Annotated in this window: 19 protein-coding genes; 15 read left to right on the top strand and 4 right to left on the bottom strand. The window is 60.4% G+C overall.

Going from position 1 to position 19,178, the window contains the following annotated elements:
• Window positions 1-90 precede the first annotated feature (90 nt).
• From dapF to GFER_RS15100, 5 genes are read left to right on the top strand one after another with little or no spacing between them, the layout of a single operon-like run.
• Window positions 91-930: a diaminopimelate epimerase gene (gene dapF, locus GFER_RS15120; RefSeq protein WP_040100859.1), complete on the top strand. Its 840-nt coding sequence runs from the start codon at window positions 91-93 to the stop codon at window positions 928-930.
• A 59-nt stretch (window positions 931-989) separates the two neighbouring features.
• On the top strand, window positions 990-1,619 hold the full coding sequence (locus tag GFER_RS15115; protein WP_040100777.1) for a pyrimidine 5'-nucleotidase: 630 nt from the start codon (window positions 990-992) through the stop codon (window positions 1,617-1,619).
• Entirely contained in the window at window positions 1,616-2,065 is a 450-nt protein-coding gene (gene dtd, locus GFER_RS15110) for a D-aminoacyl-tRNA deacylase (protein WP_040100775.1), read from the top strand. The genes GFER_RS15115 and dtd overlap by 4 nt, the downstream gene beginning before the upstream one ends.
• Window positions 2,065-2,568 carry a ribosome biogenesis factor YjgA gene (yjgA, locus tag GFER_RS15105; RefSeq protein ID WP_040100774.1) on the top strand — a complete coding sequence of 168 codons (504 nt, stop codon included), beginning with the start codon at window positions 2,065-2,067 and terminating at the stop codon, window positions 2,566-2,568. The genes dtd and yjgA overlap by 1 nt, the downstream gene beginning before the upstream one ends.
• 46 nt (window positions 2,569-2,614) lie before the next feature.
• Window positions 2,615-3,154: a DUF4124 domain-containing protein gene (locus GFER_RS15100; RefSeq protein WP_040100772.1), complete on the top strand. Its 540-nt coding sequence runs from the start codon at window positions 2,615-2,617 to the stop codon at window positions 3,152-3,154.
• Window positions 3,155-3,253: 99 nt separating this feature from the next.
• Here GFER_RS15100 and trxA read toward each other — a convergent pair whose 3' ends face one another.
• Window positions 3,254-3,583: a thioredoxin TrxA gene (gene trxA / locus GFER_RS15095; RefSeq protein ID WP_040100771.1), complete on the bottom strand. Its 330-nt coding sequence runs from the start codon at window positions 3,581-3,583 to the stop codon at window positions 3,254-3,256.
• Window positions 3,584-3,770: 187 nt separating this feature from the next.
• Between trxA and GFER_RS15090 the strand changes: the two genes are divergently transcribed.
• From GFER_RS15090 to GFER_RS15050, 9 genes are all read left to right on the top strand, one after another.
• The gene (locus GFER_RS15090; RefSeq protein ID WP_040100769.1) at window positions 3,771-4,349 is read left to right on the top strand and encodes a D-sedoheptulose-7-phosphate isomerase; all 579 of its coding nucleotides are present in this window, start codon (window positions 3,771-3,773) and stop codon (window positions 4,347-4,349) included.
• Window positions 4,350-4,373: 24 nt separating this feature from the next.
• Window positions 4,374-5,024 carry a precorrin-2 dehydrogenase/sirohydrochlorin ferrochelatase family protein gene (locus GFER_RS15085; RefSeq protein WP_052446476.1) on the top strand — a complete coding sequence of 217 codons (651 nt, stop codon included), beginning with the start codon at window positions 4,374-4,376 and terminating at the stop codon, window positions 5,022-5,024.
• Window positions 5,021-5,842: a c-type cytochrome biogenesis protein CcsB gene (gene ccsB, locus GFER_RS15080; RefSeq protein WP_040100768.1), complete on the top strand. Its 822-nt coding sequence runs from the start codon at window positions 5,021-5,023 to the stop codon at window positions 5,840-5,842. The genes GFER_RS15085 and ccsB overlap by 4 nt, the downstream gene beginning before the upstream one ends.
• Before the next feature lie 42 nt (window positions 5,843-5,884).
• On the top strand, window positions 5,885-7,198 hold the full coding sequence (hemA, locus tag GFER_RS15075; RefSeq protein WP_040100765.1) for a glutamyl-tRNA reductase: 1,314 nt from the start codon (window positions 5,885-5,887) through the stop codon (window positions 7,196-7,198).
• A gap of 100 nt (window positions 7,199-7,298) precedes the next feature.
• On the top strand, window positions 7,299-8,261 hold the full coding sequence (hemC, locus tag GFER_RS15070; RefSeq protein ID WP_040100763.1) for a hydroxymethylbilane synthase: 963 nt from the start codon (window positions 7,299-7,301) through the stop codon (window positions 8,259-8,261).
• A gap of 76 nt (window positions 8,262-8,337) precedes the next feature.
• Window positions 8,338-9,882 carry a uroporphyrinogen-III C-methyltransferase gene (gene cobA, locus GFER_RS15065; protein ID WP_040100761.1) on the top strand — a complete coding sequence of 515 codons (1,545 nt, stop codon included), beginning with the start codon at window positions 8,338-8,340 and terminating at the stop codon, window positions 9,880-9,882.
• Window positions 9,883-9,932: 50 nt separating this feature from the next.
• A complete protein-coding gene (hemB, locus tag GFER_RS15060) occupies window positions 9,933-10,919 on the top strand; it encodes a porphobilinogen synthase (RefSeq protein WP_040100760.1) in 987 nt (328 codons plus the stop codon).
• An 8-nt stretch (window positions 10,920-10,927) separates the two neighbouring features.
• Window positions 10,928-11,635, top strand: a complete 708-nt coding sequence (locus GFER_RS15055; protein ID WP_052446475.1) for a DUF2270 domain-containing protein — start codon at window positions 10,928-10,930, stop codon at window positions 11,633-11,635.
• 25 nt (window positions 11,636-11,660) lie between these two features.
• Complete coding sequence (locus GFER_RS15050; protein WP_040100759.1) at window positions 11,661-12,950, top strand: M16 family metallopeptidase; 1,290 nt, start codon at window positions 11,661-11,663, stop codon at window positions 12,948-12,950.
• On the opposite strand, the gene GFER_RS15045 is transcribed toward GFER_RS15050, so the two are convergent.
• The 3 genes from GFER_RS15045 to GFER_RS15035 all read right to left on the bottom strand — a co-directional run bounded on the left by GFER_RS15045 (window position 12,931) and on the right by GFER_RS15035 (window position 16,708).
• Complete coding sequence (locus GFER_RS15045; protein WP_040100758.1) at window positions 12,931-13,278, bottom strand: LapA family protein; 348 nt, start codon at window positions 13,276-13,278, stop codon at window positions 12,931-12,933. The two genes, GFER_RS15050 and GFER_RS15045, sit on opposite strands and share 20 nt — an antisense overlap.
• Complete coding sequence (locus GFER_RS15040) at window positions 13,275-13,724, bottom strand: HIT domain-containing protein (RefSeq protein WP_040100757.1); 450 nt, start codon at window positions 13,722-13,724, stop codon at window positions 13,275-13,277. Before GFER_RS15040 ends, GFER_RS15045 begins: the two co-directional genes overlap by 4 nt.
• Window positions 13,725-13,888: 164 nt before the next feature.
• A complete protein-coding gene (locus tag GFER_RS15035; protein ID WP_040100756.1) occupies window positions 13,889-16,708 on the bottom strand; it encodes a GPMC system transcriptional regulator in 2,820 nt (939 codons plus the stop codon).
• Between the two features lie 272 nt (window positions 16,709-16,980).
• Between GFER_RS15035 and GFER_RS15030 the strand changes: the two genes are divergently transcribed.
• A complete protein-coding gene (locus tag GFER_RS15030; RefSeq protein ID WP_052446474.1) occupies window positions 16,981-19,113 on the top strand; it encodes a putative bifunctional diguanylate cyclase/phosphodiesterase in 2,133 nt (710 codons plus the stop codon).
• Window positions 19,114-19,178: the final 65 nt, after the last annotated feature.

Raw genomic sequence — 19,178 nt, 5'->3', positions numbered from 1 at the left:
CCGCGAACGGCCGGCCTTGGTTATACTGATTTTTTGCCCCGATCGTCGGGCTTGTTCACGCCATCTGTGAAAGGACTTTGATTTATGGCTTTGAAATTCGCCAAGATGCATGGCGCCGGAAATGATTATGTTTATGTCAACGGCTTTGAAACCCCCGTCGACGATCCCGTCGCCCTGGCCATTGAGCTGAGCAACCGCAACTTTGCCATCGGCGCCGACGGCCTGATTCTGATTCTGCCCTCGGATAAAGCCGATGTGCGCATGCGCATGTTCAACGCCGACGGCAGTGAGTCGGAGATGTGCGGCAACGGTATCCGCTGCGTTGCCAAATATGCTTACGATCATGGCCTGGTGAAAAAAACCGAAATCACCGCCGAAACCGGCGCGGGGATCTTGACCTTGCAGCTTTTCCCCAATGACCAGGACAAGGTGAGCCGTGTGCGCGTCAATATGGGACGCCCGCGCCTAAAGCGCGGCGAAATTCCCATGACCGGACCTGCCGAGGAGGAAGTGGTAGGCGCCGAGCTTAAGGTGCTCGACCGCACCTTTCACATCACCTGCGTGTCCATGGGCAACCCCCACTGCGTCATTTTCGTCGACAACGTCCATGAGTTTCCCGTCGCCAAGTACGGCCCGGTCATTGAAAACCATGCTCTGTTCCCGCGCCGCACCAATGTCGAGTTCGTCGAGGTGGTGTCTCGCGGCGAAGTCAAGCAGCGCACCTGGGAACGCGGTTCCGGTGAAACCCTGGCGTGCGGCACCGGCGCCTCGGCGGTTGCCGTAGCCGGCGTTCTCACCGGGCATACCGAGCGGCGCATCGTCAATCATCTGCTCGGCGGCGATCTTGAACTGGAGTGGACCGAAGACGGCCAGGTGTTCATGACCGGTCCCGCGGTCCAGGTCTTCGAAGGCATCTACGATCCTACTTAGGAGCGCAGGAAGCCGCGCCCGGTTCGCCCCTGCGCCCTGCGAACACCCTGAGGAGCATCATGAACGTTACCATCTTCGATCTCGACAACACCCTGTACGCACCCGAGCGGGAGCTGTTTTCCCTGATCGATGTGCGCATCAACAGCTACATGAGCGAGGTGGTGGGCATTCCCCTCGCGCAGGTGGATGGCTTGCGGCGCGCATACTGGAAGCAGTACGGGGTGACTCTGGGCGGATTGATGCGCCATTATCAGGTCGACCCCGAAGATTATCTGGAGTATGTGCACGATGTCGACGTGCAGACCCGGCTATTGCCGGATCCGGGTCTGCGCGCCGCTCTGCGCGCCCTCGACGGGGTCAAGGTGGTGTTTACTAACGGTTCTCGCGGCCATGCCGAACGGGTTCTGGCCGCCCTGGGTCTCAGCGATGAGTTCAGCGCCATCTTCGATGTCCGGGTCGCCAACTATCTGCCCAAGCCTTACGCCGACCCCTACCGGGCGGTGCTGCGGCATCTCGACACCGAGGGTGAGCGCTGCGTCATGGTCGAGGACTCGCTGCCCAACCTGAAAACCGCCAAGGAGCTGGGCATGAAGACGATACTGGTCGGACCGCGGGCCGTCGCACCCTACGTGGATGTTCAGGTTGCGTGCGCCGAGCAGGCGGCGGCCTATCTCGGCAGCCGGCAATGAGAGCGGTGCTGCAGCGGGTGACCGAAGCACGGGTCGAGGTTGCCGGCCGCGTGGTGGGCGCCATCGGCCCGGGGTTGCTGGTGCTGCTGGGGGTCGGTGGCGCCGACAGCAGTGCGGATGCCGCCTTTCTCGCCGAAAAAATCGCCGGGTTGCGTATTTTCGAGGATCCCGCGGGCAAAATGAATCTGTCGGTGAGCGAGGTCGGCGGCGCTGTGCTGGTGGTGTCCCAATTCACACTGTATGGCGACTGCCGCAAGGGCCGGCGGCCGAGCTTTGCCCCCGCCGCCGCGCCCGATATGGCGAATCGCCTCTATGAAGAGTTCGTCGCGGGATTGCGCCGGACGGGGCTGGAGGTTGCCACCGGTGTCTTTCAGGCACAGATGCAGGTACATCTCGTCAACGACGGCCCGGTCACCCTTCTGCTCGACAGCCAAAAGGACTTCTGATGGAAAGTTTTCGTGAAACGGCTCCGAGCCGCAGCGCCGTCAAGCGCCGTGCCCAGCAGATCGAAGATCTCGCCCGGCAAATGCTGGAGCTTGGTGACTCTGAGGTGCGCCGCCTGGGCTGGGAAGCTCCCCTGCTGGAGGCGCTGCGTTTGGCGCGCGAAACCCGCCAACACGGGGCGCGCAAACGCCAGACCAAACATCTGGCGGCGTTGCTGCGCCGCGATGAACAGGCCCTGGCGGCCGCCGAGAAGTATCTTGATGTTCGCAGCGGCCGGCGCCAGGAGCAGGTGAAGGACTTTCATCAACTGGAGCAGTTACGCGACCGCCTGTGCAGCGACGAAAGTCAAGAAGAGGCCCTGCACGAGATTTTGCTGCTGTTTCCCGGCTGCGACCGCGAAACGTTGGCCGCGCTGGGCGAGGATTTTCGCACGAGCGGTGATCGCCGTGCCTACCGCGAAATTTTTCGCCTGCTGCGCGCCGGGGCGGAAAAGGGGCGGCCTTGAGGTTGCGCGCCGGTCACTGTCAAAGGTTGAGTTAAGGAGGCTGAGTATGCTGCGCTGGGCACTGCTTGCACTGGCTTTTCTGTTTCTCGCTCCCGGATCGGCATGGGCGGCGGATGAAATCTATCGCTGTCGCGATCAGAGCGGGCAACTGGTCATGACCGACGATCCCGGGAAATTCCCGCCGGACTGCGAACCCCTGGACGAGGCGCCCGAAAGTGAGGGGACCCTCAGCGTGCAGCCGACGCCCGAACCACTTCCCGGGGTTGCGCGCAGTGCCGAGGAAGACGCGCACCGCGCGCGGGCTGAACGCGCCGAGCGCCAGGAGCGGATCGCGGCGTGGAAAGACGAGGCCCGCGAGCTGGTCGCGACTTTCCAGGGTGCGGAAACGCGCCGCAACCAGGCCTATCGTCGCTGGAGCTACAGCAGCCGCGAGGTGGTGCAAGAGGCTCTGGAGCAGATGGAGGCGGCCCGGCAGGGCAAGGAAGAGCTTTTGCGCGAGATAGACCGGGTTTACGTGCCGGCTCCCGATCGCGAGGAGATCGACCGCATTCTCGAGGCGATCCCCGCGGAGGAAGATGCCGGGTAACTTAGCGGCATGCACCGCAGGGCGTGGTGGCTGAAAAAGTACGATTTCTGAACGAAAAAAGGCCCCTTGCGGGGCCTTCATGTTGAGCGTTGCGGCGGCTCAGAGAGCTTTCTTGATCAGCCCTTCAAGCTGATTTTTCGGGACCGCGCCGACCACCTGGTCAAGAACCTGGCCGTCCTTGAACAGAATCAGCGTGGGAATGCCGCGCACCCCATACTGACCGGGGGTCGCCGGGTTTTCGTCGACATTGAGCTTGGCGATTTTGACCTTGCCTTCATACTCATCGGCCAAGCCGTCCACAACGGGACTGATAGCCTTGCAGGGGGCGCACCAAGATGCCCAGAAGTCAACCAGTACGGGGGTGGAGGATTTGAGAACTTCACTTTCAAAGTTATCATCCGTTACTTGTACAACCTTATCGCTTGCCATATAAACTGCTCCTTTGCGGGATGGGTTGATAACTCGACGCCTGACATTTTTCCAGCATGGTTAAAAGAATAGAGCAGGGGGAAAAAAAATCAAGGGTTTAATCCTCTCCCCTGCCTTTCCTTGACAGCGTGCGGGACCCTTTCTATCATCCCCTCCGGGGTTTCGATAAACCGGCGAGAGGTATTCAATGAGCCAGGAACGCATCACCCAATCATTGCAGCAGCACACGGATTTGCTCGAAGGCTTTCTCGGCAAGCAGGGCGCTGAGCTTGAGCAGTTGGCGCAAGCGCTGGTTGAGACCTTCCATGAGGGCGGGCGCCTGTTTCTTCTCGGCAGCGGCCAGTTTGCCGCCATTGCCGATCTGGTGGCGAGCCTGTTCAATTTTCGGCTGTCGCTGGACCGTCCACAGCTGCCGGTCGTTTCCCTGAGTCATGATCCGCTGTTGGCGTTGGCCCTGGCCCGTGAAGAGCAGGCCGGTCAGTACTTTTCCCGGCAACTGCGCGCCCTGGGGCGGCGCGGCGATGTGGTGACAGCGCTGTGTGGAGTGCCACGCGACGAGGCGGTGGAAGAGGCCCTGGCCCTGGCGCGGCAGAACGGCAACCGGGTGGCGGTCTTTTTTCACGGGCGTGAAGAGGAGTATTTCGGCGAGCGCCCCGACCATTTTTTTGTTCTTGAAACCGAATCCCTGGCCTGCGCGCTCGAAGCCGCGCTGTTCTGCGGGCGCCTCACCTGTGAGCTGGTGGAGGCGGAGCTCTTCGGGCTCTGAGGCAAACTCGTGGCGGATTATCCGATGGCGCTCTCTCTCGTGGACCGGCTGTGCGTGGTGATCGGCGCTGGTGCCGTGGGGCGGCGCAAGGTGCAGGGCTTGAGAGCGGCTGGAGCCCGGGTGCGGGTGGTTGATGCACGGCAGCAGGCCCTGGGTGGGCTTGAGGGGGTGGAAGTCGTGGCGCGACCCTATGGTGTCGAGGATGTCGCCGGTGCGCTCCTGGTGTTTGCGGCAACTGCCGATGCCGGCCTGAATCGGTGCATTGTCGAGGATGCCCGTGCCGCCGGGGCCTTGGCGCAGGCGGTCGATGATCCGCAGGGCAGCGACTTTCATCTGCCGGCCCTGGCGCGTCGCGGCGATCTGACCCTGGCAGTTTATACCGGCGGCCGCAGTCCGGCGCTGGCAGCGGCGGTGCGTGATCTGCTGTCCCTGGAGTTTGGACCGGAGTGGGCGACGGTCCTTGAACTGGCCGCGGCCCTGCGCCAAAAGCGGTTGACAGGGGATGAAGCAACCTCCTACAATCACAATGTTTTGCCTGAACTGTTGAGCGGTGGTCTGGCCGCTCTGGTGGCGGCCGGAGATTCTGCCGCCGTTGAGCAGTTGTTGCAACAGGTTGCGGGGAAAAATGTCACCCTTGAGTGCCTGGGGATCTCTCTGCCGAAAGGGCTTAAATGAGCGTCAACATCCTCCTTTTTAAAATGGCCCTGCTCATTTATCTGGGAGCGACCATCCTCTATCTCGCCGATATCATTTTCCGGCGCGCCAACCTGGGAAAGGCCGCGCGCTGGGTTCTGGTGTGCGGTTTTGCCATGCATTGCGCGGTGCTTGTCGTGCGGTTTGTCGAAGCCGGGCACACCCCGGTGACCAATCTGCATGAGTCCCTTTCGTTCTCCGCCTGGACGCTGGTGGGCACCTTTTTGGTCTTCGACACGCGTTATCGCCTGGCGGTGATCGGCGCTTTCATTACGCCCCTGGCTCTGGTTCTGATGTTTTTCGGCGGGGCCACTTTTACCCGCGTCGGCGAGATCGATCCGGTTTTGCAGAGTTGGTGGTTTCCGGTGCATGTCATGTTGGCATTTCTCGGTAACGCCATGTTTACCATGGCCTTTGCCGTGAGCGTCATGTATCTGCTGCAAGAGCGCATGCTCAAAAACAAGAAGCTCTCCGGACTTTTCTATCGCCTGCCGTCGCTGAGCAAGCTGGATGACATCAATTATAAGTGCCTGACGTTCGGCTTTCCCTTGATGACCATGGGCATTATTTCCGGAGCGGTCTGGGCCAACGCGGCCTGGGGCGGATATTGGCGCTGGGATCCCAAGGAAACCTGGAGTCTGATCGTGTGGTTCATTTATGCGGCGCTGCTGCATGGCCGCATGACGGCGGGCTGGCGCGGGCGGCGCGCCGCGATATTTTCCATCATCGGGTTTCTCTGTCTGCTGTTCAGCTACCTGGGGGTCAATTTCCTGCTCCCCACCGAGCATCGTTTTAAATAGACGCAGACCTTCTTATCTTTCCGCCGAACTCGAGTCGATTGCATGAATATCATCGTTGTGGGGCTCAGCCACAAGACCGCCCCCGTTGAAATCCGCGAAAAGGTCGCCTTCGCGCCGACTGCCATGGAGAAGCCCCTGCGGCAATTGGTGGAGCTGCCGATGGTGACCGAGGGGGTGATCGTCTCCACCTGCAACCGGGTAGAGCTATATGTCACCAGCCGCGACGTGGATGCGGCCATCGCGCGACTTAGGCGCTTTCTTGCCGACTATCACGGGCTCACTCTCGATGAGCTCGCGCCTCACCTCTACGATCTGTGTGGTCTCGACGCCATTCGCCATGTGTTTCGCGTGGCCTCCAGCCTTGACTCCATGGTCATTGGCGAGCCGCAAATTCTCGGTCAGATCAAGACCGCCTATGGCTACGCCTGCGATTATAAGACCTCCGGGGTGATCCTCAACCGCTTTCTGCACAAGGCTTTTTCCGTTGCCAAGCGGGTGCGCACCGAAACCCAGATTGCGAGCAATGCGGTGTCAGTGTCTTTTGCCGCCGTGGAGTTGGCGCGTAAAATCTTCGATACCCTCACCGACAAAACCGTGCTGCTCATCGGTGCCGGGGAAATGTGCGAACTGGCCGCCCGCCATTTCGTGGCCAACGGCGTTGCTCAAGTGCTGGTGACCAACCGCACTTATGAGCGCGCGGTAAAGCTTGCCAAGGAATTCAACGGTAAGCCGATTCTGTTTGAAAATTATGCCGACAACCTGCACCGGGTCGACATCGTACTCACCTCCACAGGCGCGCCTAATTACATCCTGCACCAGCGCCAGGTCGAAGAGGTGATCAGGCAGCGCCGCCACAAGCCCATGTTCTTCATCGATATCGCCGTGCCTCGCGATATCGATCCCAAGGTCAACGAGGTGGACAACTGCTATCTCTATGATGTCGATGATCTGCAGGGGGTGGTGCAGTCCAATCTCAAGGAGCGCCACAAAGAGGCGAAAAAGGCCGAAGCCATCGTCGAGGAGGAAATCGGCCAGTTTCATCAGTGGATGGCGGGGCTTGACGTGGTGCCGACCATTGTTGCGCTGCGCACTCACTTCGACGAGATCCGTCGCGCCGAACTCGATAAGACCTTTACCAATCTCAAGGATCTCAACGGCAAGCAGCGCAAAGCCATCGAGGCCATGGCGCAAGCCATCATCAACAAGGCCCTGCACCAACCGATCACCGTTCTCAAAAACGGCCAGAGCGATCCGTCCGGCGACAATTACGTGGAGGCGCTGCGCACTCTGTTCAATCTGCCGCCGGTTGACGGCGAGGAACACCCGGCGTCCTGCAAAAAACACAGCGACCCTTAGGCGCGCAGCACGCTGCGCCCGGTCGTGGCATTTTGTCGAATCCATATAATGGGTGCAGCATGCTGCGCCCCTACCTCTTTAATCAGGAGCGAAATCAGCGATGAGTAGAAAAACTCTGCGGATCGGAACCCGCGCCAGCCAACTGGCCCTGTGGCAGGCCAACTGGGTCAAAAGCTGTCTGGAACAAAGATATCCCGACCTCGAGGTGACCCTGACCAAGATCAAGACCCAGGGCGACCGGATTCTCGATGTGCCCCTGGCCATGGTTGGCGGAAAGGGCTTGTTCGTCAAAGAGATCGAGGAAGCTATGCTGCGCGATGAAGTGGACATCGCCGTGCATTCCATGAAGGATGTTCCCACGGTGTTTCCCGAGGGACTGGCCCTGCGTTGCATCACCGAGCGCGAGGATCCGCGCGACATTTTGGTGTTGCGCCCGGGAGTCGCAACCTGGCGCGAACTGCCTCAGGGCGCGCGCATCGGCACTTCCTCCTTGCGGCGCAAATCACAGATGTTGCACGAGCGGCCTGATCTGCACATGCTCGATATCCGCGGGAATGTCGAGACGCGCCTGCGCAAGCTGACCGAAGAAGATCTCGACGGCGTGGTGCTGGCGTCGGCCGGCATGAAGCGTCTGGGTTTTGCCGCTCGGATCAGCGAATATCTCGCGCCCGAGGTCATGCTGCCCGCCATCGGCCAAGGCGCCCTGGGTCTGGAGAGCCGGGTGGACGATGCGGAAATCAATGCACTCATTGATTTTTTCAACCACTCCGAAACCGCCTATGCCGTCACCGCCGAGCGCGCCCTGCTGCGCCACCTCGAAGGCGGCTGCCAGGTGCCCATTGCCGCCTACGGTACGGTGAGCGGCGATCAGGTGCGTTTGACCGGCCTGGTGGCGAGTGTCGACGGCCGCCAATTTCTCAAGAAAACCCTCAGCGGGCCGGTGGCCGAGGCGCAAGCCCTGGGCGTGTCTCTCGCCGAGGATCTGCTGGTCATGGGCGCCGACAAGATTCTCAACGAGGTCTACCAGCACGAAACCTTCAACCGCGACCGCGAAGACGTGTGAAGCGTACAAGACGAAACGATAGGATTGAAATTCCGGTAGGGGCGCGGCATGCTGCGCCCTTACGTGGTTTGACGGCATGACAAAAACGGGAGTGGTCTATCTTGTGGGCGCCGGTCCCGGTGACCCCGGCCTGATTACCGTCAAGGGGCGCGACTGTCTACGTCGCGCCGACGTGGTAGTGTACGATTATCTCGCCAATCCGCGTCTGCTCGCCGAAGCGCCGCCCGAGGCCGAGCGGATTTACGTGGGCAAGACGCGCGGTCTTCATCATCGCCCCCAGGAAGAAATCAACCTCCTGCTCGCCGAGCATGCCCGACAGGGCAAGACGGTGGTGCGGCTCAAAGGCGGCGACCCCTATGTGTTCGGGCGCGGTGGCGAAGAAGCCCTGCATCTGCGCGGGCAGGGTATCGCCTTCGAGGTCGTGCCGGGCGTCACCGCGGCTTTTGCCGCCGCAGCCTATGCCGGCATTCCTTTAACGCATCGCGACTACACCACCAGCCTCGGGCTGGTCACGGGGCACGAAAACCCCGAGAAGAAGATGTCGCGCCTGGATTGGGAGAAGCTGGCCACCGGCGTCGGTACCCTGGTCTTTTACATGGGCATGGCCAACCTTGAGCTTCTGACCCGCGAACTGGTGCGTCACGGCCGCCCGCCCGAAACGCCGGTGGCCATCGTTCGCTGGGCCACCACCCCGTGCCAACGCACCCTGACGGGGACTTTGGAAGATATCGTCGCCAAGGTGCGCAAGCAGGGATTCAAACCGCCGGCGGTGATCATTGTCGGCGAGGTCGTGGCCCTGCGCTCCCATCTGGCCTGGTTCGAGGAGCGCCCATTGTTCGGGCGACGGCTTCTGATAACGCGCAGCGCCGGGCAGGCCGGCGCCTTTCAGCAGATGCTCGAAGGCCTGGGTGCGGAGGTCGTCTCCGTGCCGACCATCGCCACCGTAGCGCCGTTGGATTGGGCGGCGGTGGACGAGGGTCTGATGCGCTTACCGGACACCGATTTTCTGATCCTGACCTCGACCAATGCGGTCGAATTCTTTTTCGACCGCCTGCGCGCGACGAATCGTGATCTGCGTGCTCTGGCCGGGGTCCGGGTGGTCGCCGTCGGTCCCAAAACGGCCGCCGCCCTGGCCGCACACGGCATCCGCGCGGATCTGGTGCCCAACACCTATCAGGCCGAAGGTGTGGTGGAGTTGCTGCGCGGCCTCGGCGTGAAGGGCAAACGCATCCTCTATCCTCATGCCGAACTCGCGCGCGATCTCATCCCGCGCGACCTGCGGGCCCTGGGCGCCGAAGTTGACGCACCGGTTCTCTATCGCACCGTCATGCCGGAGCACGGGGGGGACGAGTTGCGTCGCCTGTTCGCAGAGCGTACCCTGGATGCAGTCGTCTTCACCGCTTCATCGACCGTGCAAAATTTTGTTAAAATGGTCGGCAAGGACGCTCCGCAGCTGCCGCGCGGTGTGGCGGTCGCATCCATCGGCCCACCCACGACGAAGACCGCGCAAAAACTCGGCCTGGATGTACATATCCAACCGGCGAGTTCTACTCTGGACGATCTTGCGGCAGCCGTGGTTGAATATTTCCGGCACCAACCGTTCCATGCCGGGGACGATTGACCGACGACAACTGACTACGGACAACGAACTACCTTGACAAGGAGCCCAGCATGTTCTTTCCCGAATATCGCGCCCGGCGCTTGCGCCGCAATGACAGCCTACGCCGCATGGTGCGTGAAACCCATCTGCGCGTCGACGATCTGATCTATCCCATGTTCAGCGCCTTCGGCAAAGACATCCGCAAGGAGATCCCCTCCATGCCGGGTATTTATCAGCAGTCCATCGAGCATATCGTCGCCGAGGCGCGCGAGGTACACGACTTGGGCATCCCGGCGGTCATCCTCTTCGGTATTCCTGAAGCCAAGGATGCCGTGGGCCAGGACGCCTACAGCGACACCGGCATTATCCAGGAAACCATTCGCGCCATTAAAGAAACGGTACCCGAACTGACGGTGATTACCGATGTATGTCTGTGCGAATACACCGACCACGGCCACTGCGGGGTGATCAAGGACGGCGACGTGGACAACGACGCCACCTTGCAGTTGCTCGCCGCCGAAGCCCTCTCCCATGCACGCGCCGGAGCCGACATGGTGGCGCCCTCGGACATGATGGACGGGCGCGTGGCGGCCATCCGCGAGATCCTCGACGCCAACGGCTTCAGCCACATCCCCATCATGAGCTACGCGGTCAAATACGCCAGCGCCTACTACGGACCCTTCCGCGATGCGGCCGACTCCACCCCGCAGTTCGGCGATCGGCGCTCCTACCAGATGGATCCCGCCAATCGCCGCGAAGCCCTGCGCGAGGCGACCCTGGATGTACAGGAATGCGCGGATTTTCTCATGGTCAAGCCGGCCCTTGCCTATCTCGACATTCTGCGCGATCTGCGCGAGCGCTTTGACTTGCCGCTGGTGGCCTACAACGTGTCAGGCGAGTATTCCATGATCAAGGCTGCCGCCAAGCTCGGCTGGGTCGATCATGATCGGGTGGTGATTGAAACCCTGGTGGGCATGAAGCGCGCCGGCGCCGACCTGATCATCACCTATCACGCCAAGGAAGCCGCGCAGTTGCTCAGGGCGCGGGCGACAGGGTAAATCCGGGCATGGCGCTCGAGTCCAAAGACGGCGAAAAGCTCAGCCGTGGCGAAACCATTACCGCCCTGGTGCATTACTATCGGGCCGAGGTGACGCGCAGTCTGGCCTGGCGCACCCGGCTCGACCGCACCACCAACTGGGCGGTGGGAACCACGGCGGCGTTTCTTGGCTTCGGCTTTTCGCATCCGGAGATCACCCACGCGTTTTTCCTCTTCGGCATCGCCATCGCCTATATCCTGCTCTTCGTCGAGGCGCGCCGCTACCGCTTCTACGACGCCTACGAATACCGGGTGCGGCTGCTCAACCAGAACTTCATCTATGGTGTGCTCAACAGCCGCCTGCAGCTGGAGGAGGGGTCCTACTGGCTGGCTGAATTGGCCTCGGATCTGCGCTACCCGCAATACAAGATGCCGCGTATCTACGCCTTGGGGCGGCGCATCTACTCCAACTACATCTACCTGTTTCTGGTGCTCATCGCCGGTTGGCTGTTCAAGATCAAGCTACATCCGGTCGGTGCCGAGAACTGGCAGCAGTACTTGAGCCAGGCGCGCCTGGGCATGATCCCGGGTTGGTGCGTTTTGTTATTTATCCTGGTGTTTTTCCTGCACCTTCTGGTGTTTCTCGTCATCGGCCGACGTAAGCGCGGCGGGCGCGATGTGTTCTTCGGCTCACAGCAGGCGGAGAAGAAAAAGCGAAATGATCTCGAAGAAATCTGAATCCCCTCACGAGCAGTTACCCCTCATGCCTGAATTTTTCCAAGACACCCTGGCCAACGGTCTGCGCGTGATCACCGTGCCCATGCCCCATCTGCACGCCGCCGAGATGATGTTTTTTTTCAATGTCGGCAGCCGCCACGAAGCGTCTGAGGTGGCCGGGGTCTCCCATTTTCTTGAACACATGCTGTTTCGCGGCAACCGCGATTATCCCACCGGCCCCGATCTGGAGCGCGCCTTCGAGGCCATCGGCGGCTACGTCAACGCCGCCACGGACATCGAGACCACCTGCTATCATTCGCGGCTGCACCCCGCCCATCTCGACCAGGCCACCAAGCTGTTCGCCGCCATGCTGCGCTATCCGCTGCTGCGCGATCTGGAAACCGAGCGGCGCGTGATTCTTGAAGAAGCACTGGAAGATCTCAACGAACAGGGCGAGGAAATCAACCCTGACACCCTGGGCGCGCGGCTCCTGTGGCCCGATCATCCTCTCGGCCGACCGCCCATCGGCAGTCGCCAGACCATCGAGGCTATGCGTCTGGAGGATCTCGAACGGCACTGGACGCAATACTACACTCCCCACAATCTGGTGGCGGTGGCTGCCGGGCGCGTCGAACACGGCGCTTTCGTCGCTGCCGTAAGCAAACACTTCGGGTCCTGGCAGGGTTCGCCGGCACCCGCGGCCCAGGTTTTCAACGAGCCGACGGAAAGCCCCGGACCACACAGCCGTTGGGTGCGCGACAGCGGCTCGCAGGTGTCGCTGCAATTGGCGTTTCGCGGGCCGGGGCGCCAGGATGAACGCAGCCTGGCACTGCGCGTGTTGCGGCGGGTGTTGTCCGGTGGGGGAAGCGCGCGCTTGATGCTGCGCTTGCGCGAAGAGTTGGGCCTGACCTACGGCGTCGAAGCCCAACTCATGCAGACCGCGGAAACCGGCGCTTTGGCCATCGATTTGTCCTTGGCGCCGGAGAATCTGGAACAAGCTCTGGATGAGGTGCTGCGTCTGCTCGAAGAGCTATGCACCACCCCCGTTCCCGAAGAGGAATTGGCGGCAGTGGTGCGCGCATTTCTTTATGAACTCGAATTCAGCTGTGATTTCACCGAGGAATTGGCCGCGCGCTACGGGTGGGGCGAAGCCGTCGGAAATCTGCGCACCCTGGACCGGGAGCGCCGCGAAATTGCCGGCATCACAGCAGAATTGCTGCAACAAATGGCCCGCCAGATTTTTCGTCGCGAATCTCTGTGTCTGGCCGTGGTTGGCCCTTGGCGCGATGAGGTCAGCCGCAGAGTGACGCGCCGGCTTAAGGCTTTTCGTCCCTAACCGCCGCATTGGGCGCCGTGGCCTCGAACCCGGGCTCCACCTGGTCCCTGGCCTCTGCGCTGTTTGGTTCGCCGGATTTTTCTTCCGGCTTTTTCTCCTTTTTGGTTTTAGCCTTTTTGTCTTTGGTGGGCCCTTTCTTTCTAGAAAGCCAAACCACCAGCGCGCCGAGTACGAATCCCGCGCCCAAGGCGATGAACAGCAAACCCGCCAGGGAAAGTTCAAAGGAGACAAACAGCAGGTCTATTTCCACCGGCTCGATGTTCTGCACGATCACGATCAGCAGTAAAAAAGCCAATACTGCCGCGGCAATGATTTTCAATCGGTTCATGTGCGCTTCTCACTTTCCTCATGGTCATTCACCATTTCTGTGCCTTCTCCCAGTACCAGGCCCACTTTGAGCAACATCGCCGCCAGTTCCCGTGGTGTGTAGGCCCTGGCCGGCGCCTGTCCCCACACCGGCGCCGGCCAGACCGCATCATTGCGGTAGCGCACGATGTGATGCACGTGCAGTTGCGGCACCAGGTTGCCCAAAGCGGCGATGTTGATCTTGTCGGCCGCGAACACGGCGGTCAGCCGCCGCGCGAGAAACGAGGATTCCTGCAGCAGCGCGGCTTGATCCGCATCATCGAGTTCATAGATTTCGCGGATATCGGTGCGGCGCGGCACGAGAATAAACCAGGGATAGGCCGCATCGTTCATGAGCAGCAGGCGGCACAAAGGAAAATCACCGAGCATGATGGTGTCGGCTTCAAGCTGGGGGTGCAATTGAAACATGATGAAATTCCTTGGTGAAAAAGCTTAAGACAATGGAACACGGATCACTTTGGCTTTTTTTCTCCTTTTTTCTCAGCGTGCTCGGCGCGCTCTGCGGTGAAATGTTTTTTTTTATCCGTCTGGAGCAGATTTGATCCGTGTCCTATCCAGCCGTCAGGGTCGTGTCACGAAATCCGTATCGTCTTGTACAAAAAGTTCTTGAAGCGAAAGAAGGTCTTTTTCTCCTCCGGATCGCTGCTCTTCGGATCGCAGGCGTGAAGTGCCAGGGCCAGCTTGGGCATGGTGCCGGCGCCTTCGGCGCGCGCCCGCTCGATCACCGCAACCACCATTTCGCGTGTCAGGCGGCTGCGCGAATAGGGTTCGTAGACGGCTTGCCAGAAGTCCTTGCGCCCTGCGCGGATGTCGCCGAATACTTCATCGGCCAGGGCACCGGCCAGCTTTTGTGCGCGATGGCCCGCTGAGGGTTGCGTCGGCCCGGGCAGCACGGCGCGAATGTCTTCGGCGGTGATGGTCGCGGCGCGGCGAAAGATCAGGGCGCGCAGCAGAATACTGCGCAGTTCGCGGATATTTCCGGTGTAGTGGTGATTGATGAGGGCTTCGCGCGCGCCGCGGCTCAGGGTCGGCAGGTCGGCGTCGGTCTCCTCGGGCTTTTTGTAGACGCGGAAAAGTTGCCCGAGAAAGTGTACCGCAAGATCCCCGATGTCCTCGCGGCGTTCGTTGAGGGAGGGCACCTCGATGGTCAATTCCGTCAAGCGGTGGTAGAGATCCTCGCGAAACAAGCCCTCGACGATCAACTGGCGCAGGTTTTTATTGGTTGCCGCCACCAGCAACACGCGGGCGTAGCGGGTAATGTTTTCGCCCAGACGCACGATGCCGCCGTTGTCGAGAAAACGCAGCAATTGTACCTGGGTCTTGGGGTCGGCGTCGCCGATTTCATCCAGAAACACCACCCCGCCGTGAGCTTCTTCGAGAATGCCTTGACGATCGGCGTTGGCTCCCGTGTAGGCGCCGCGCTTGTGGCCGAAGAGTTCCGAATAGGTCAGCTCGCCACTGTAGGCGGCGATATTTGTTTTTTTCAAGGGCAGTTCCATGCCGGGGCGGATTTTGTCCTTATAAATCTCGTTGAGACGCGAATAGATGTTGTTGAAGAGAAACTCCTTGCCGCTGCCGGTTTCCCCGGTGATGAAAATGGAAGGCAGGCCCAGGGTCGCCTCCTGCATGTTGCTCTGACTCCAGAAGGCGATGCGGTTGGCCAGCGGCGGACTGATTTTCTGGATGAAATCGACGACCTCCATGGCTTTTGCCGAGTTGCCGATAATGTTGCCCAGTTTGTAGGACGAAACCTTGGGGTCTTTGTAGCCGACATCGGAGCGCAGGCGATTGACTTCGGTGGTGAGTTTTTCGATGCGGCGCTGGTCGGCGATGTGGCGCGAGATCATGCGCTCGATGATCATCAAAATGCGCTGGTGCTCATCGGTGAAGTGGTGAGGTTTCAGGCTGTCGAGGCAGATCACGGCGATGACCTCGCCTTCGCAAATGACCGGGACGGCCAGTTCGCTGCGAATTGCCTCGGTGATCTCGCGATAAAAGCCGCCCGCGGCTTTCTCTTCCAGGGTGTCGCCCACCAGGTGCGGGCGTCCGGTGGCGGCGACATAGCCGGTGAGGCTGCGCTCCTCGGGCGGCAGATCCAAGGCGCCGATGCGGATGGGGGGGATGTTCTTCTTCAACCATTCCTTGCTCTTGGCGCCGAGCAGCCGCCCTTCACCGTCTTCGACCACCAGCCATTTACGGTCGTCGATCTGCTCGACCAGGGCAATGCTGCCGGTGTCGGCGCCGATGATTTCCGTTGCCTTGGAAAGAACCCGGTTGAGAAAGGGTTGCAGGCCGCTGAAGCGCGCCTGCAAAAGATCGTTGATTTCCGCCAGCACCTGGATCTCCATGTGCTGGCCGCCGATTTCCTCGATGGCGCGTTGCGCCATTTCCGCATGCGCTTCGAGCAGGCCCTTTTCGAAATCGCTGAACAAGTATTTTTCCCGGGTGTAATAATTGACCAGGCAGATGACTCGCCGTGTACGCGGTTCGAAGCGCGGTACCAGGTACAGGGATTTAAGGCCCAGTTCTTCGGTGATGTAGCGTTTTTGCAGGGTTTCCGATTCAAGGTCGGAAAAATAGGTCGGGGTCAGCAGCAGATCGTCGGTAATCACGCCGCTGCCGTCGATGTAGCGCGCCAGCAGTGAGCGTCCCGGACCGAGACTTACCATCTTGTCGTCTTCGTAGAGGCGCTTGGCCTCTTTTTCCTTGGAATAAGAGGCCAGAATCTGCAATCCCGGCTCGTCCCGGGCGCCGGCCGGCGCCGGCACCAGAACCGAAGCCAAGGCCAGCTTGTCGATGAGGCGCACCGCCGATTTCATCATGTACTGGGCCGCTTCGCGCTTTTTCGCCTGATCCACCAGGCGCGCCAGAACAATTTGCTGGTGGTATTTGCGTGCCAGATCGATGAGCCCGATCACCTCGGCGAGAAAGGTTTTGATCTGTTGGCGCTGCGTCCTGTCCGGAATCTGACCGAGGCGGCCGCTGTCGACACACAGCACCCCGAGAGAGCGGCCATTGTGTAACAGCGGTGTCAGATAGCTTGAGAGGATATTGAATTTATCCGCAAGTTCGCGGGCATAGGGGCTCGATGAGGCGGCGACATCCTCGAGAACCAGCTCTTCCTGGGTCATGTACACGCGCGAGACGGCAAATGCGGTGCTGGTAATGGGAAAAGACTTGCGGCGGATCAGATCGGCGAAAGGTCCCGAGGCCGCCGCACAGGTGAGCGAGCCGCTGGTGAGATCTTCCAGATAGATGCGACAGCGCGATTGTTGGGTGAGAACGTTCATCGCCTCGACCAGCACATGCAGGATGTCCGCGAGGTTTTCCTTGCCGTAGCTGCCGATCTTGGCGTTCAGGCTGGCGATGCGTGAAGGTTGCGGGGCATTCATGCAGAGATCTCCGGGGTTTCGGCAAAGCACCGAGGGTGCCAAGATTCTAGGTGCTGCGGTGTAATTTGTAAACCGGGATCCGTGGATTCGGCGCCGGAAAAATGCCTAAATTCTTGATCTGAATGAGAGTGCAGTGAAAAATCTCTTGATTCTTTAGGTTTTCTAAATTAGCCTTACCTTATATTTTTCTGCCGGTTCTTGGTGTTTTGGGTCCGTTGGATTCGTCTGTGGTACCGGCATTCGATTTAAAGCCCAGGACAGGGGAGTCAGGGATGATGGCACAGGCTGAGCAAGGGGCGAGCGAAGTGGAGGCCCGCGATGTCATCCTGCTGGTGGAGGATGCGCAAGGCTTTGCCCGCATTGTCGAGCGTGTCCTGCGGCGCACCGGCTATGCGGTTGAATTGGTGGCGACCGGCAGGGAGGCCTTGGACTGGCTGGACACGCAGACGCCCCTGTTGCTGCTGCTTGACTTCAATCTGCCCGACATGACCGGGCGCGAAGTGGTTGCGCACCTGCGCGCGGCCGAGCGGCGCATCCCCTTTATTATCATCACCGGCAATGGTGACGAGCGCATCGCCGTCGACATGATGAAGCTTGGTGCCTTGGACTATCTGGTCAAGGACGAAAGGTTTCTCGCGTTGCTGCCGGCGGTGGTGGCCCAGGCCTGCGACCGGGTGGAAACCCAGCGGCGCCTGGTTGCTGCCGAGAAAAAGCTCGACGAGAATGAAGAGTACCTGCGTAAACTCTCCCGGGCCATTGAACAGAGCCCGAGTGTGCTGGTGATCACCGACGCCGAAGGATGCATCGAATACGTCAATCCGGCCTTTACCCAGGTGACAGGTTATGCTCCCGAAGAAGTGTTGGGCAAGTCGCCGGCGCTGCTCAGTTCCAACAGTCAGCAGGAGGGCTTTTACCGCGAACTGTGGGAAACCATCCGGGGCGGGCAGGAATGGCGAGGCGAGTTCTTCAACTGTCGCAAGAGCGGCGAGAGTTATTGGGAGCGCGCGACCATTTCACCGGTCAAGGACGCCCAGGGCCGGGTCACCCATTTTCTCAAAGTGGCCGAGGACGTGACCGCGCGCAAAAGCGCCGACGAAAAAATCCACAGCCTGACCTATTACGATTCCCTGACCGGTTTGCCCAACCAGATCCTGTTCCGCGACCGCCTCGACCAGGCCCTGGCCCGCGCCCAGCGTGGTGATGAAAAGCTGGCGGTGGTGGTGGTTGACCTCGATCAGTTCCAGCGCATCAACAACGCCTTCGCTCACGGCTTCGGCGACAAGGTTCTCAAGGAGACCGCGCGACGCTTGAGCTGCGCGATGCGCGCCGAAGACAGCGTGGCGCGATTCTGGGGCGATAGTTTTCTGCTGGCGCTGCCGCAGCTGCAGGGAGAGCAGGATGCCGCGCGCGTCGCCTTGAAAATCCTTGAGAGCCTGACCCCCGCCTTCCGCATCGACCAGCGCGAAATCTACCTGACGGCAAGTCTTGGGCTGGCCATGTTTCCCCACGATGGGACCACGGTCGAGATGCTGCTGAAAAACGCCGAAACCGCCCTGGCCCGCACCAAGGAGATAGGGCCCAACAGCTTCCAGCTCTACAATCCGAGCATGAATCGGCGCGCCACGGAAAACTTGATGCTCCAGGGCGATCTGCGCCGGGCCCTGGAGCGCAACGAATTTCTGCTTTATTACCAGCCCCAATTCGACACCGCGACCCGGCGCCTGGTGGGCGCCGAAGCCTTGGTGCGCTGGCAGCATCCGGTGCTCGGCCTGCTTGCGCCCGATCGCTTTATCGGCCTGGCCGAAGAGAGCAATCTGATCAGCCCGCTGGGCGCCTGGGTGATTCGCGAGGGGTGCCGGCAGTTACGCTCCTGGCTGGATTCCGGGGTGGAGGATTTCAATCTCTCCATCAACCTGTCGCCCCGTCAATTTCATGGTTCAGACTGCCTGGCCGCCATCGACGCCGGTGCCGAGAGCCACGGCATCAGTCCGGCGCATCTGACCTTTGAAATCACCGAAACCCTGATCATGAAAAATACCGGTGAAGCCGCCCGCATCCTGATGCGGATGAAGGAGCGTGGCTACCAACTTGCGCTGGATGACTTCGGCACCGGTTATTCCTCCCTGAGCTACCTGCAGAAATTTCCTTTCGATCTCATAAAAATCGATAAAAGCTTTGTCATGGACAGCGATAAAAATCCGCAGAACGCCGCCATCTGCCGTACCATCATCGCGATGGCGCACAGCCTCAATTTAAAGGTTCTCGCCGAGGGCGTGGAAAAAGAAGAGCACGATCTCTTTTTGCGCAACAATAGCTGTGACCAGATGCAGGGGTATCTTTTCAGCCCGCCGCTGACGGTGAGTGCTTTCGAGAGCCAGTGGCTTGGCGCGTCGCGCCTGGTCTGAACAAAGATTCGCAACAAAAAATCACAGAGCCCCTTTTCTCAGAGAGTGCCTTTCGCATAAAATGG

The sequence above is a fragment of the Geoalkalibacter ferrihydriticus DSM 17813 genome, assembly GCF_000820505.1.
Taxonomy (GTDB): Bacteria; Desulfobacterota; Desulfuromonadia; order Desulfuromonadales; family Geoalkalibacteraceae; genus Geoalkalibacter; species Geoalkalibacter ferrihydriticus.
This window is presented reverse-complemented; position numbering and strand designations above follow the sequence as displayed.